The organism is Porticoccus hydrocarbonoclasticus MCTG13d, from assembly GCF_000744735.1.
Classification (GTDB): Bacteria; Pseudomonadota; Gammaproteobacteria; order Pseudomonadales; family Porticoccaceae; genus Porticoccus; species Porticoccus hydrocarbonoclasticus.
Window position 1 is genome coordinate 623,245 of record NZ_JQMM01000001.1, and the last position, 12,863, is coordinate 636,107.

The window sequence follows — 12,863 nt, forward strand, 5'->3', positions numbered from 1 at the left end:
CATGACTGATCGTTACGCCGTTTTTGGCAATCCTGTGGAGCACAGTAAGTCGCCGCAAATTCATCGGGCCTTTGCTGCCCAGACGGGTGAAGCGATTGAATACGACAAACAATCTGTGGCACTAGATGGCTTTTATCGCGCTGCGGACACTTTTTTTGCAGAGGGTGGCAAGGGTCTTAACATCACGGTGCCATTCAAGCAGGAGGCCTATGGTTATGCTGCAAGGCTGACGAATCGTGCCCGCCACGCGGGTGCAGTTAACACCCTGGCCCTGCAGAATGATGGCACGGTATTGGGGGACAACACCGATGGCATCGGTATGGTCAGAGATATGCTTGAAAACCTGAACTGGCAGATAAAAGGCAGGAAAGTGCTGGTTCTCGGTGCCGGTGGTGCAGTGCGCGGGATCCTTGAGCCCTTGCTGGAACAATTGCCACAGCATGTGGTCATTGCCAACCGTACACTGGCCAAGGCGCTGCAACTGGCTAAAGGATTTGCGGAAATGGGCTACTTGCTCGGTTGTGACTATGAGATGCTCGAGGGTCAGCAGTTTGACCTTGTCATCAATGGCACTAGTGCCAGCCTTGTGGCACAGCTACCGCCCCTCCCCGATGGTCTACTGGCAGACCAGGCCTGTTGCTACGACATGATGTATGCCGTACAGCCAACGGTATTTATGAGTTGGGCCAGACAGCAGGGTGCCGCCGGTGTTGCCGATGGTCTGGGCATGCTGGTCGAGCAGGCGGCGGAATCCTTTCGACTCTGGCGTGGTATCAGCCCGAACACTGCGCCGGTTATTGCCGAAATCCGCCAGATGCTGATGGACCAGGCCTCTTCGGATACCCCATAAAACATTTTCACAGCCCTATTTTTGGCCATTGCACCTCTTATCAGCCTGCTTGCTCGGCGAGATACTGATCTTTGAGTTTGACGTAATTACCGGGGGAGTAGGAAAAGAACGCCCGCTCTTCGTCAGAAACCGGTCTCAGTAACCGACAGGGATTGCCGACATAGAGGTTGCCGCTTTCCAGATGCTTGCCGGGCGGCACTACTGTGCCGGCGCCGATAATCACCTCATTTTCTACCACAGCACCATCATTGATGATGGCGCCATTGCCCACCAGAATATAGTTGCCGAGTGTACAGCCGTGAAGAATGGCGCCGTGACCGACAATCACGTTGTCGCCGATAGTCAGTGGCCAGCCGCCGGGGTTGAAGTCACTTGCATGGGTGATGTGCAATATGGCGGTATCCTGAATATTTGAGCGATTGCCTACGGTAATGCGGTGCATGTCACCACGAATTACGGCCCCGGGCCACACTGAGACATCATCGCCGAGAGTGACATTGCCAATCACAGTCGCTGCAGGATCAATGTAAACTCGTTCGCCGAGGGTGGGTAAAACACCTTTATAGGGTCGGATATTCTCTGTCATCATGACTCCTGAACTGACTAATGGATCTAGAGCGATATAATACGTTGCCAAGTGGCTGGCTTATAGCCGTTGTAGCGATCTGGCATAACGATTGGTTGAATTTTTTCACTTGTCCCCGACCGGAAGGCCTTTCTCGATGTTTAAAGCTGACAAGCGTTTTATTGCAGGTGCGGTCTGCCCGCGCTGTAACCAGATGGATAAACTGGTGGTTTTCAATGAAGATGGCAAGGATTTCAGGGCCTGTGTCAGCTGTGATTTTCGAGAGCAGATGTTTATGCAGGGCGCCCCCCGCGAACTGGAGACCCGGGTTAATCTCTCTCCCGAGGAAAAGCGGGTTGACGTTCAGACGGTGAAGCTCGTCGATCCCAAAAAATGACGAACCCCGCCAATATCAATGGATCAATAACTGCCCCGATCCGTTGAACAACAGGTTGACTGATAAATTGTCGATCAGACAGGGCCACCGCTGTAGATCACTTGCCCACCGATTGCTGCGGTCCTCCCGGCATGCCTCGGGAACAAACACCAGGTCTTTTTGTTGCAGCTCATCCACGATCAGATGAACAGCGCTGTCGAGTTGATTAGCGAAAGGTTCACCAATCAGGTGATGGATGATCAGGTTTGAACGAGTCATATCCATTGGCACCAATGGCATGTTGTAGCCCGAGATAAACCGGTCATTGACCTCTTCGACCAGTCGATGGGCGAGATAGGATTCGCCCATAAGAGAATTGAGTCCTTCGTGACCGGCCACCAAGGCTGGCGGTTCCATGAAAAACTCTCTGGCAGTGGAAATCACCGGTTCTATGTAGTCGATAAGTCCGCATTCATCTGCGATGGCGTCTACCGCATCAATAAATTCCGGCACCTGATCTATGTAGTGAATAATAAAATTGAGGAGCGCTGGAATGATATTTTCGGATGGCAACTGAATGGATTTGTGAAGTGCGCTGACGCGGGTCTTGAGTAGTCTGGCAAGTTGTCCTGTTGCCCTTTCATGCTTCTTGGCAGCGGCAATAGCCTGGCGAATGATTACAGTATCCATAGTCAAAAGTTAGCTGAGCCCGATAAAAAGGCAAAGAACATCTTGCTATAAGCCGCGCTGCTTTTTGTTCATCAGCATGTTTGAGCGATCCACTGGCCACGTTTACTGAACAGAGAAAATAACCATACCATCTGAATGCTGCGAGCCACTAAAAAGCCCAGGTACGCTAACCATAGCCCATGATTGCCGAGCGGGGCTGAAAAGTACCACAGTGGCAAAAAAACGAGAAAAGACGCTATCAGCATGCTGTCCTGCATTGCGCGGGTTTTGCCACTGCCGATGAAAATACCGTCCGCCATAAAGCAGGCAAGGCCGACCAGTGGCATGGCTGTCAGCCAGGGCCAATAGGTTTTCACCGCAGGGAAAACCTCTGGCAGGTTCGTAATCGCGCCAATAATGATGTCCGGGAAAAACCCGTAAATGAGAGTGGCGATCAAGGCGATAACCAAACCCCAGGCAGTGGTAGTCAGACAAATACGGTAAAAGTCTTTGAGGTCTTTTTTGCCGATGGCATGCCCGGCAAGGGACTCGGCGGCATGCGCAAACCCATCCTGTGTAAACGCCACCAGCAGTATTAACTGCATCAGGATGGCATTGGCCGAGAGAATGATATCACCCTGCCGTGCTCCCTGGGCGGTGAAAAAAGTCATGATGAATACAAGGCAGGCTGTGCGGACGAACAGATGACGGTTAGCCCTGAACAGCTCTCGATATCTGGACCATTGTGTCAGTTGCATTGACCTGATCGGTGTTTGGAGCTGGCGTATGGTCACTGTCACCAGTAGCAGTGCGAGTGCCAAACCGAGATATTCCGCAGTTAAGGAGGCCCATGCCGCTCCGGCACTGTTCAGTTTCATTCCGACTATGAACAGAAAATCAAAACCAACATTGGTGAGGTTGACGAATAGCATAAGGAACAGCGTGGTACCGGCTCGCTGCAGCCCGAGCAGCCAGCCCATCGCGCAGAAGGTGGCGAGGGTGGCGGGAGCAGCCAGAATGCGAATCTGGCAGTATTCCATGGTCAGTGGTCTGGCTGCAGCGGAGGGTTTGATCAGATCGAGAATCAGGGTGAGGAGGGGTTGCCGCAACAGGATCAACAGGATCCCGAGAGTGAATGCTATCACCAGTGATTGAGCCAACACTTCAACGCAGCGGGATGTATCTCCGGCACCCCAGGCCCTGGCGGTTACGCCGATAGTGCCCATCCGCAGAAATCCAAACAACCAGAACAGCATGGTCAGTACACTACTGCCCGCAGCCACGGCAGCGAGAAAACGGGCATTTGCCAGATGACCGAGAATCGCGGTATCAACGAGGCCCAGGGTAGGGATACTGATGCTTGCCAGGGTCATAGGCAGGGCGATCACTAAAACTTTTTGTTGGATAAGCGGTGATTTCATTTTGTCCCTGGGCGGCTAAAGAGGCCATTCTGCCAGAAAAAGCATTCATTCTTTGGGCGGAATAGTCTGGAGCGGTGCGGAAAGAATCTGGTATACTCGCCCGGTTTTTCGTGTCCAGAGAAGCTGTTTGGCTCTCGCAGGATGAAATTCATAACTAGAAACAATAACTTATTGACTGGAGATAGGGCGATGTCAAGAAGAGCACGTATGCTTTTCGCGCTGCTGCTAGCCCCTGCGATGTTCTTGGCCACTTTTGGCAAAGCATTGGCAGATGATGCACAGCGTTGGGCTGTCAATATGCCCAAGGGGGTAACCCCTGTGAGCAACGCAATCTACGATATTCACATGATCATTTTCTGGATCTGCGTGGTGATCGCGGTTGGCGTATTTGGCGTGATGTTTTACAGCATGTATGCACACCGCAAGTCCAAGGGTGCCGTTGCTGCAAACTTCCATGAAAATACCACAGCTGAGATTGTCTGGACCGTAATTCCAGCCGTTTTGCTGATCGTTATGGCGATTCCGGCAACCAGCGCGCTACTACAGGTGTATGATGCCAGTGAAGCCGAGATGGACATCAAGGTCACCGGTTATCAGTGGAAATGGCAGTATGAGTATCTTGGTCAGGATGTCTCCTTCATGAGCGAACTGGCCACGCCCGAATCTGAAATCTATAACACAGCGCCTAAGAGCCAGTATTACGTTCAGGAGGTGAGTGAACCCTTGGTGATACCGGCCAATACCAAGGTGCGTTTCCTGATAACGGCGAAAGACGTGATCCATTCCTGGTGGTTGCCTGATCTCGGTGTCAAAAAAGATGCTATTCCCGGTTTGGTCAACGAAACCTGGGCCTATGTCAATGAGCCGGGTATCTACCGTGGAGCCTGTACCGAGCTTTGTGGCCAAGGTCATGCCTTTATGCCAGTTGTGGTCAATGTGCTTGAAAAAGAAGCCTATAATTCCTGGCTGGCAGAGAAAAAAGAAGCCACTGCCGCAGAACGTGAACTGTCCAAAAAAACCTTCACGATGGACGAGTTGATGGCTCAGGGGAAAGAGGCTTACGATCGCTCTTGTGCTGCCTGTCACCAGGTGAACGGTCAGGGTATCGCCGGTGTATTCCCCTCAATGATTGGTGGTGCTATAACCACTGGCGACATTACTTCACATATCGATATCGTGGTGAATGGTAAAGCGGGAACGGCGATGCAGGCTTTCGGTGGTCAGTTGTCAGAGGTGGATATTGCTGCGATTGTTACCTATGAGCGCAATGCCTGGGGTAATAATACCGGTGATGTCGTGCAGCCCATCGATATTCTCAAACATAAGCAAGGCCAATAAAGGAGGATTAAGTCATGGCACACGGTCCCGCAAAAGGTATTGGCCGCTGGCTATTTACCACGAACCACAAAGACATCGGTACGATGTACCTATGGTTTAGTTTTGCCATGTTTCTGTTGGGTGGCTTTTTTGCCATGGTGATTCGTGCCGAGCTGTTCCAGCCCGGTATGCAACTCGTCAAACCCGAATTTTTTAACCAGATGACGACAATGCATGGGTTGGTAATGGTATTTGGTGCCATCATGCCGGTATTTGTCGGCTTGGCAAACTGGATGATCCCGATGATGATTGGGGCACCGGATATGGCGTTGCCGAGGATGAACAACCTCAGTTTCTGGATTCTACCCTTTGCCTTTCTGATGCTGACCTCCACCCTGTTCATGGATGGCGGTGGTCCCAACTTTGGTTGGACATTCTATGCACCGCTGTCGACAACCTATGCTCCTGATTCGGTGAATTTCTTTATCTTTGCCATTCATATCATGGGCGCTTCTTCGATCATGGGCTCCATTAATATTATTGCTACCGTGCTGAACATGCGCGCACCTGGCATGACATTGATGAAAATGCCGATGTTCGTTTGGACCTGGTTGATTACCGCATTCCTTCTGATTGCTGTGATGCCGGTACTGGCGGGTGCTGTGACCATGATGCTGATGGACATCAATTTTGGCACTAGCTTCTTTAATGCAGCGGGTGGTGGTGACCCGGTATTGTTCCAGCACGTGTTCTGGTTTTTTGGTCATCCCGAGGTATACATCATTATCCTGCCGGCCTTTGGTGTGATTTCACACATCATTCCGACATTCAGCCGCAAGCCATTGTTTGGCTACAGCTCCATGGTGTATGCAACAGCATCCATCGCCTTCCTGTCGTTTATCGTATGGGCACACCATATGTTCCTGGTGGGAATGCCAGTGGGTGGGCAGCTGTACTTCATGTATGCCACCATGCTAATTGCCGTGCCTACGGCCGCCAAGGTGTTCAACTGGATCAGCACCATGTTCAGGGGCTCCCTGTCCTATGAAACACCGATGCTGTTTGCCATAGCATTTGTGATTCTGTTTACCATCGGTGGCTTTACCGGCTTGATGTTGGCTATTGCGCCTGCGGATGTCCAATATCACGATACCTACTTCGTGGTGGCCCACTTCCACTACGTGATGGTTGCCGGCTCGTTATTTTCTGCCACCGCCGCTGTCTATTACTGGCTGCCCAAGTGGTGTGGACGGATGTACAACGAAACGATGGGCAAGGTGCAGTTCTGGATTTCGTTCATTGGTTTCAACGTGACCTTCTTCCCCCAGCACTTCCTGGGTCTAGCTGGCATGCCTCGTCGTTACGCCGACTACGCACTGCAGTTCTCTGACTGGAATATGATTTCCAGTATTGGTGCCTTCATCTACGGTGCTGCCCAGCTGTTGTTCCTGTTCAATGTTGTTCGGACCATCAGATCTGGTAAACCCGTGAGTGAACCAAAAACCTGGGAAGGTGCAGAAGGTCTGGAGTGGACTGTTGCCACGCCAGCTCCGTACCACACCTTCAGTACAGCGCCGATCGTCAAATAACAGGAAAATAAACGGACATGTGGGCCAACTCAACCAGACCACTGATATCCAAACTGCTTGTCGGAGTGGTCTGCATGTTCCTGTTTGCCCTGTTTGTCATGCCGCCGCTGTACGACATGTTCTGTGAGGTCACCGGTATTGGTGGCAAAACATCGGGCCCTTATGTGGCTTCTGAAGCGGGTATTGATACCAGCAGGACGGTCAAGGTGCAGTTCGTTGCTACGAACAATGCCGCTATGTCCTGGCAATTTTCGCCCAAGGTATATGAGGTGGTGGTTCATCCAGGAGAAGCGACTGAGGTGGTGTTTTATGCGAAAAACAGCACGCATCGGGATATGGTTGCTCAGGCAATTCCCAATGTTACACCCTTTAATGCAGCCTCCTATTTCCATAAGACCGAGTGTTTCTGCTTTAACCAGCAACCACTGAAAGCGGGTGAAGAAGCCGATTTACCGTTGGTGTTTATAGTGGATCGTGATCTGCCCAGGGCGGTTAAGACAATCACGCTGTCCTATACCCTTTTTGATATAACGGATCGTGTGAATGACGGTTCAGTAGCAAAATTAAACTGATGATAAGAACCGACCCATCAGGGTTGGCGTTGATGGAGAAAAAGTAATGTCTACAGAGAGCAGCTATTACGTTCCTGAACAAAGTAAGTTGCCTGTACTGGCGGCACTGGGGATGGGTCTGATGGCCTATGGTGCTGGGAGTTGGGTGCAGGGTGGTTCGGCACTGGTGTTACTGGCTGGTGCGATTGTGATGGTGTTTACCCTCTACAACTGGTTCAGTACTGTTATTCACGAAAATATGGCTGGAATGAACAGTGCTCAGCTCAAGCGTTCCTATGTATGGGGGATGAGCTGGTTTATTTTTTCTGAAGTGATGTTCTTTGCCTGTTTCTTTGGGGCCCTGTTTTATGTGCGCGTACTGGCATTGCCCTGGTTGGGCGGTGAAGGTGGTCATGCAGGCAACGATTTGCTGTGGGAAGGTTTCGAGCCCGCCTGGCCTCTGATGACTACGCCGGATATGGCCGTCAATGGCGAGAATGCCCAATTCATGGGTCCTGAGCAGCATATGAGTTTTCCGGGTTGGGCCAACCTGCTGGGGTGGTTGCCACTGTGGAATACGATTGTTCTGCTTTCTTCGAGTGTAACTGTACACATTGCTCACACCGCACTGAAAAACAGTAATCGCGCAAAATTCAATTTATGGTTGGGAGTCACTGTTCTTCTCGGTGCCATCTTTATTGTGCTTCAGGTAGAAGAATACATTCACGCTTATCAACATATGGGCCTGACTCTGGAGTCAGGCATTTACGGAACAACGTTCTTTATGCTGACGGGATTCCACGGTGCTCACGTGACCATGGGAACTATCATGTTGTTGATAATGTTCCTACGTGGACTCAAGGGCCACTTTAGTCCCGACGATCAATTCGGGTTTGAGGCAGCCTCCTGGTACTGGCACTTTGTTGATGTGGTCTGGGTCGGTTTGTTTATTTTTGTCTACGTGCTTGCCTGATTCAGCATTTTTTGGGATGCAATAAAAAGCGGTCAGGGTTCCCCTGGCCGCTTTTTTCTCACTCTGTAGAAGAAAAACCTATTGATGCATTTGCGGAGCGACCCGCTCGGGGTGTAGTTGGCGATCCCAGGGGGCTTTGCTGGTAAGTTGTCCGGAGTAGATGCCCCAGGCAATTGTCCCCACTAGTGCAACAGCCAGTATGACCCGTACGCCGAGAGCATAAAGGGTTCTTTTACTCGGATTGCCTACGTCTTTCATCAGAAAAACCAGTGCACTACTCAAGCTGATAAGAACTGCAATGAATAAAAAGACAATGATGGTTTTAAGTAACATTAAAGTAGTCCCGATCTTCAGAGAATTTATTTAAACACAGATGCCAGTTGAACCGCAGCAGCAAGCTAAAATTTCCTTCCAGTGGCAGTGGAACTGGAAAATATTGCTATTCGCGGGCATTTTTTTCCCAATCACAATGAGTCTTGCCTTTTGGCAACTGGAGCGTGCCGATGAAAAGCACGTGCTACTGGAAACCTATCGACAGAAAAAGATTGCAGCACCGGTTTCCATAGCCGAGGCAATGAGGTTTTCTGATCAGCAGTATGTTCGTGTTCATCTTGAAGGTGAATATGATAACCGGTCTCCTCTGTTGATAGACAATCAGGTTCGCAACGGGCGTCCGGGCTATGAAGTTATCAGTCCGTTTGAATCTTCTCAGAATGGCTGGTTTTTGGTGAACCGGGGTTGGTTGCCGGGGGGGCTTGATCGCAGTGTTTTGCCCGATGTGGGTGCGGTGCCCGGCAAAGTGACCCTGGTAGGTTATCTGTACCGCTCTCCGGGCAAACAGCTGATGTTGGGCGAAGATAAGTGGAGAGAGGGCGACGGACCGAAAATCATTCAGAATGCGGCACCGAAAAAAGTCTCGGAAAAATTGGCCATCCCTTTTTATGATTTTACGCTGCGGCTCGATGCAGGCATGCCGGGAGCGCTTGAAACCGGGTGGCAGGTAGTGAATGTGGTGCCGGGGATGCACACGGGATATGCGGTTCAGTGGTCGGCATTATCCATAGCGCTGCTCCTTCTGACTTTATTCGCCAACTCAAATCTTGGTGCTGTCCTAAAGCATCGCAAGTCATATACACGTAAAAAAACGGAGTAATGGTAATGACCGAGAATCGGGCCCAGCCAGGCTACTGGCCAATATTGATCATGATCGGAGTTTTGTCCGGGGTTATTGTGGCCGGTTTTCTGCTGTTTCCGAAAACGTCTGATGAGCGAAATAGTTTATTGGCTCGCTTGGGGACAACCAATTTTGGTGAGTTTGTAGTTCCGGCCGTATCCATGACGGATCTGAACCTGAAGACGGGGGATGGCAGGCCCTGGGTATTTTCCGAGCAAAAAATAAAATGGCGCCTGATTATTCCTGGTGCTGGCAAATGTATTGATGAATGTCGTGAGCTACTTCATACCACCAGACAGGTTCATATCAGTCTGGGAAAATACAGTCGCCGTTTCGAGCGGGTCTACATCGCGTTGGATGATGAAATTGATTCGGAAACAGAGCGTTATATGGAGGAACACCCCTATCTGACCGTTGTTCATGGCAAGCAGGACGAGCTGGAGCAGTTATTGGAGGCTACCAATGCACCTCTGTTTATGGAGGACGCACCCCTGAGAGCCTATCTCGTAGACCAGGAGGGCCTGATCATGATGTCGTACACCTTGGCCAATGCTGGTAAGGAGTTGATCGAGGATATAGAGCACCTGATGAAATACTCGCCCGGCTGAAAGCATTTGCCAGATCAAAGAACGTTGCCAGCTTGCCACTTAAGTCATGGTGCTTTAGTGAAGTAAATAAACCACGTCAGTACGGTAATTGATGTCTACAAATTCCCCCAAACAACGCCAGGCCGGGTTCAGATTGGCTGTAACCGCCACTGTCCTGTCAGTGGTCGTTTTGCTACTCGGTGTTTTTACCCGCCTGACGGATGCCGGGTTGAGTTGCCCCGACTGGCCGGGCTGCTATGGCCATTTTTCATGGCCTAGCAATCCCGATGCTATCGCTCGAGCCGAACGACTGTATCCCGAAAACCTGGTCGAACACCAGAAAAGCATGGTTGATATGGTCCACCGGTATGCAGCGGCTGTGCTGGGTTTGTTGGCGATTGCACTGGCTGTCATCTCCTGGTTGCGCAGGGAAGATGAAGGCTACCCTTTTCGGCTGCCAACATTTATTTTGTTCTTGGTAGTCTGGCAGAGCCTGTTTGGCATGTGGTCTATCACATTAAAATTGTGGCCACAGATTGTGACGCTTCATCTACTCACTGGCATGGTGACTTGTTCGCTGTTATGGTTACTGACCCTCCGCCTGAGTGGTCGCGAGTGGCGACTTTCTCCGGAAGTAATGGATCGGTTGGGCAGCGTTAAATCCTGGTTGCTAGTGGTGGTAATCGTAACCCTGTTACAGATATTTCTGGGGGGATGGACGAGCGCCAACTATGCTGCTTTTGCCTGTGTCGAGTTTCCAACTTGTCAGGGTGAATGGTGGCCTGACATGGATTTCAAAAACGGTTTTAACCTAATGCAAACGATCGGACCCAATTACTTGGGCGGGAAGCTGGAAAGTGAAGCGCGAGTAGCCATTCATGTCATACATCGCCTAGGTGGTTTGATCCTTGGGTTGTTGATGGTTGGTTTTGCGGTGCGACTGTTCACAATTAAAAGTACTCAGTTTCGCTGTATGGGGTTGATAACACTGGCAGTTTTGACTGTGCAGATTGTCCTCGGGGTCAGTAATATTTTTCTGATGTCACCACTGCTTATGGCATTGATGCATCATCTGGCAAGTGTCCTGTTACTGCTGGTATTGGTCACAATCGCTGCCAGAACCTGGACAGCCAGGCTGGAATGATAGGTACAGGAGTTTTAAATGATAAATGAATCAGGGGTCGAGATGGAAAAAGCGGTCTGGCGCGACTATCTGGAGCTCACGAAACCCAACGTAGTAGCGTTGATGATTCTCACTACTGTGATTGGTATGTTCCTCTCGGTGCCGGGTATGGTGCCAGTCAATGTGCTGATTTTAGGTAATCTCGGAATTGCTCTCTGCGCCGGGGCTGCCGCCGTGGTTAACCATGTTGTGGATCGCCAAATTGATACTAAAATGGCCAGGACGGTCAATCGTCCAGTGGCAAAAGGTCGTGTCGAACCAGTCCAGGCTATGGTATTTGCCACTGTGCTCGGCCTGCTGGGCATGGCTATTCTGTTGGTCTACATTAACCCACTCACTGCCTGGCTGACTCTGGCATCGCTGGTGGGCTATGCCGGTGTCTACACTCTGTTCCTGAAACGCGCCACACCTCAGAATATTGTAATAGGTGGTTTGGCGGGTGCTGCTCCCCCGCTGCTGGGTTGGACGGCGGTAACAGGCGAAATCCACGGGCATGCACTGCTGCTGGTGCTGATTATTTTTGCCTGGACACCACCGCATTTCTGGGCGCTGGCAATACACCGCAAGGACGAATACGCCAAGGCGGATATTCCAATGCTGCCGGTTACCCACGGTGAAAAATACACCAAGCTACATATTCTCCTATACACCCTGATGTTGCTGGTAATTAGCGTACTTCCCTTTGTGACCGGTATGAGTGGTTGGCTATACCTGCTGGGGGCATTGGCGCTCGGGATCGGGTTCATTTATTGGGCCATTGTCATGATGGTCGGCAAAAAAGCCAATGCGGGAATGGATACTTTTAAGTACTCGATCATCTACCTGATGGCGCTGTTTGTGATTATGTTGCTCGATCACTACCTGATTACGGTCCCCGCATTCTTTCCCTAGTAAGGGGTTTTGAAAAGCCATATCCAAAATAAGTGAGATATCCAACGTGTTAGCCAGTCAAAAAGATAGGGGCAGCGTGAAGCTGACAGTCGCGGTATTGGTTGTTTTTATTGCGTTGGTGGTTGCTGGTTTTGCTTTCAAACTGAATCAGCCTCGCGTCCTTAGCCAACAGGAACTACAGGCCAATGGCACTGTTCTGCTGGATACACCCCGTCAGTTCAGTGAATTTCAGTTAACCGACCATCGCGGCGAAGTGTTCGACAAAAACAGTCTGAAAGGTAAGTGGTCACTGCTGTTTTTTGGATTCACCCACTGCCCCGATATCTGCCCCACGGCTATGGCTTCGGCTGCCAGGATGTACGCCGGTCTCGAACCCGAAGAGCAGGAAAAACTCCAGATCGTCCTGATTTCGCTGGATCCGGAAAGGGATACCAAAGATAAACTTGCTGAGTATGTGCCTTACTTCAACCCGGAATTTGTTGGTGCCACCGGCGACAGATATGTGTTGCTCAAGCTGGCCACTGAGATGAATGTCGCCTTTACGAAAGTCGAGCTGGAAGGTGGTGATTACACCATAGATCACAGTGGTAACATGGTGCTTGTTAACCCCTATGGAGACTACCACGGTTTCCTCAAGCCACCCTTTGAAGAAGAACAGATGCGCCTGACTTTGCGCTCGATTATTGCTTCATTTCGACATTAACTTTGATGGTGCCC

15 protein-coding genes are annotated in these 12,863 nt (G+C 50.6%); 11 read left to right on the plus strand and 4 right to left on the minus strand.

From position 1 onward, the window contains the following. The first annotated feature begins 1 nt into the window (after window position 1). Window positions 2–850, plus strand: a complete 849-nt coding sequence (gene aroE / locus U740_RS03050) for a shikimate dehydrogenase (RefSeq protein ID WP_036858866.1) — start codon at window positions 2–4, stop codon at window positions 848–850. A gap of 40 nt (window positions 851–890) precedes the next feature. On the opposite strand, the gene U740_RS03055 is transcribed toward aroE, so the two are convergent. Beyond that, entirely contained in the window at window positions 891–1,436 is a 546-nt protein-coding gene (locus tag U740_RS03055; RefSeq protein ID WP_036858868.1) for a gamma carbonic anhydrase family protein, read from the minus strand. Window positions 1,437–1,572: 136 nt separating this feature from the next. Here U740_RS03055 and U740_RS03060 point away from each other — a divergent pair, with 136 nt between their 5' ends. Further along, complete coding sequence (locus U740_RS03060) at window positions 1,573–1,812, plus strand: YheV family putative zinc ribbon protein (RefSeq protein WP_036858871.1); 240 nt, start codon at window positions 1,573–1,575, stop codon at window positions 1,810–1,812. 15 nt (window positions 1,813–1,827) lie between these two features. On the opposite strand, the gene U740_RS03065 is transcribed toward U740_RS03060, so the two are convergent. After that, entirely contained in the window at window positions 1,828–2,481 is a 654-nt protein-coding gene (locus tag U740_RS03065; protein ID WP_036858872.1) for a hypothetical protein, read from the minus strand. Window positions 2,482–2,552: 71 nt separating this feature from the next. Beyond that, window positions 2,553–3,881, minus strand: a complete 1,329-nt coding sequence (locus U740_RS03070; RefSeq protein ID WP_036858874.1) for an MATE family efflux transporter — start codon at window positions 3,879–3,881, stop codon at window positions 2,553–2,555. Between the two features lie 189 nt (window positions 3,882–4,070). On the opposite strand from U740_RS03070, the gene coxB reads away from it, so the two are divergent. The 4 genes from coxB to U740_RS03090 are packed head-to-tail and all read left to right on the plus strand — an operon-like array spanning window position 4,071 to window position 8,311. Then, window positions 4,071–5,219, plus strand: coding sequence for a cytochrome c oxidase subunit II (gene coxB, locus U740_RS03075; RefSeq protein ID WP_036858876.1), 1,149 nt, complete (start codon window positions 4,071–4,073; stop codon window positions 5,217–5,219). 14 nt (window positions 5,220–5,233) lie between these two features. Further along, on the plus strand, window positions 5,234–6,787 hold the full coding sequence (gene ctaD, locus U740_RS03080; RefSeq protein WP_036858877.1) for a cytochrome c oxidase subunit I: 1,554 nt from the start codon (window positions 5,234–5,236) through the stop codon (window positions 6,785–6,787). A 17-nt stretch (window positions 6,788–6,804) separates the two neighbouring features. Further along, window positions 6,805–7,359, plus strand: coding sequence for a cytochrome c oxidase assembly protein (locus U740_RS03085; protein WP_036858879.1), 555 nt, complete (start codon window positions 6,805–6,807; stop codon window positions 7,357–7,359). Between the two features lie 46 nt (window positions 7,360–7,405). Further along, window positions 7,406–8,311, plus strand: a complete 906-nt coding sequence (locus U740_RS03090) for a cytochrome c oxidase subunit 3 (RefSeq protein ID WP_036858880.1) — start codon at window positions 7,406–7,408, stop codon at window positions 8,309–8,311. A gap of 78 nt (window positions 8,312–8,389) precedes the next feature. Here U740_RS03090 and U740_RS03095 read toward each other — a convergent pair whose 3' ends face one another. Further along, a complete protein-coding gene (locus U740_RS03095; RefSeq protein ID WP_036858882.1) occupies window positions 8,390–8,644 on the minus strand; it encodes a twin transmembrane helix small protein in 255 nt (84 codons plus the stop codon). A gap of 40 nt (window positions 8,645–8,684) precedes the next feature. On the opposite strand from U740_RS03095, the gene U740_RS03100 reads away from it, so the two are divergent. The 5 genes from U740_RS03100 to U740_RS03120 all read left to right on the plus strand — a co-directional run bounded on the left by U740_RS03100 (window position 8,685) and on the right by U740_RS03120 (window position 12,849). Continuing rightward, window positions 8,685–9,464 carry an SURF1 family protein gene (locus U740_RS03100; RefSeq protein ID WP_051921164.1) on the plus strand — a complete coding sequence of 260 codons (780 nt, stop codon included), beginning with the start codon at window positions 8,685–8,687 and terminating at the stop codon, window positions 9,462–9,464. Between the two features lie 5 nt (window positions 9,465–9,469). After that, window positions 9,470–10,093, plus strand: coding sequence for an SCO family protein (locus U740_RS03105; protein ID WP_036858884.1), 624 nt, complete (start codon window positions 9,470–9,472; stop codon window positions 10,091–10,093). A 91-nt stretch (window positions 10,094–10,184) separates the two neighbouring features. Beyond that, window positions 10,185–11,216, plus strand: a complete 1,032-nt coding sequence (locus tag U740_RS03110) for a COX15/CtaA family protein (protein ID WP_036858887.1) — start codon at window positions 10,185–10,187, stop codon at window positions 11,214–11,216. An 18-nt stretch (window positions 11,217–11,234) separates the two neighbouring features. Continuing rightward, window positions 11,235–12,146 (plus strand): heme o synthase, encoded by a 912-nt coding sequence (gene cyoE / locus U740_RS03115; RefSeq protein ID WP_036858888.1) that lies wholly within the window; start codon window positions 11,235–11,237, stop codon window positions 12,144–12,146. 76 nt (window positions 12,147–12,222) lie between these two features. Then, window positions 12,223–12,849: an SCO family protein gene (locus U740_RS03120; RefSeq protein ID WP_235189803.1), complete on the plus strand. Its 627-nt coding sequence runs from the start codon at window positions 12,223–12,225 to the stop codon at window positions 12,847–12,849. Window positions 12,850–12,863: the final 14 nt, after the last annotated feature.

What these genes read in the sequence shown, in the direction of transcription:
- aroE (WP_036858866.1), top strand. Translation starts at nt 2, where the DNA reads ATGACTGATCGTTACGCCGTTTTTGGCAATCCTGTGGAGCACAGTAAG.
- U740_RS03055 (WP_036858868.1), bottom strand. Translation starts at nt 1,436, where the DNA reads ATGACAGAGAATATCCGACCCTATAAAGGTGTTTTACCCACCCTCGGC.
- U740_RS03060 (WP_036858871.1), top strand. Translation starts at nt 1,573, where the DNA reads ATGTTTAAAGCTGACAAGCGTTTTATTGCAGGTGCGGTCTGCCCGCGC.
- U740_RS03065 (WP_036858872.1), bottom strand. Translation starts at nt 2,481, where the DNA reads ATGGATACTGTAATCATTCGCCAGGCTATTGCCGCTGCCAAGAAGCAT.
- U740_RS03070 (WP_036858874.1), bottom strand. Translation starts at nt 3,881, where the DNA reads ATGAAATCACCGCTTATCCAACAAAAAGTTTTAGTGATCGCCCTGCCT.
- coxB (WP_036858876.1), top strand. Translation starts at nt 4,071, where the DNA reads ATGTCAAGAAGAGCACGTATGCTTTTCGCGCTGCTGCTAGCCCCTGCG.
- ctaD (WP_036858877.1), top strand. Translation starts at nt 5,234, where the DNA reads ATGGCACACGGTCCCGCAAAAGGTATTGGCCGCTGGCTATTTACCACG.
- U740_RS03085 (WP_036858879.1), top strand. Translation starts at nt 6,805, where the DNA reads ATGTGGGCCAACTCAACCAGACCACTGATATCCAAACTGCTTGTCGGA.
- U740_RS03090 (WP_036858880.1), top strand. Translation starts at nt 7,406, where the DNA reads ATGTCTACAGAGAGCAGCTATTACGTTCCTGAACAAAGTAAGTTGCCT.
- U740_RS03095 (WP_036858882.1), bottom strand. Translation starts at nt 8,644, where the DNA reads ATGTTACTTAAAACCATCATTGTCTTTTTATTCATTGCAGTTCTTATC.
- U740_RS03100 (WP_051921164.1), top strand. Translation starts at nt 8,685, where the DNA reads ATGCCAGTTGAACCGCAGCAGCAAGCTAAAATTTCCTTCCAGTGGCAG.
- U740_RS03105 (WP_036858884.1), top strand. Translation starts at nt 9,470, where the DNA reads ATGACCGAGAATCGGGCCCAGCCAGGCTACTGGCCAATATTGATCATG.
- U740_RS03110 (WP_036858887.1), top strand. Translation starts at nt 10,185, where the DNA reads ATGTCTACAAATTCCCCCAAACAACGCCAGGCCGGGTTCAGATTGGCT.
- cyoE (WP_036858888.1), top strand. Translation starts at nt 11,235, where the DNA reads ATGATAAATGAATCAGGGGTCGAGATGGAAAAAGCGGTCTGGCGCGAC.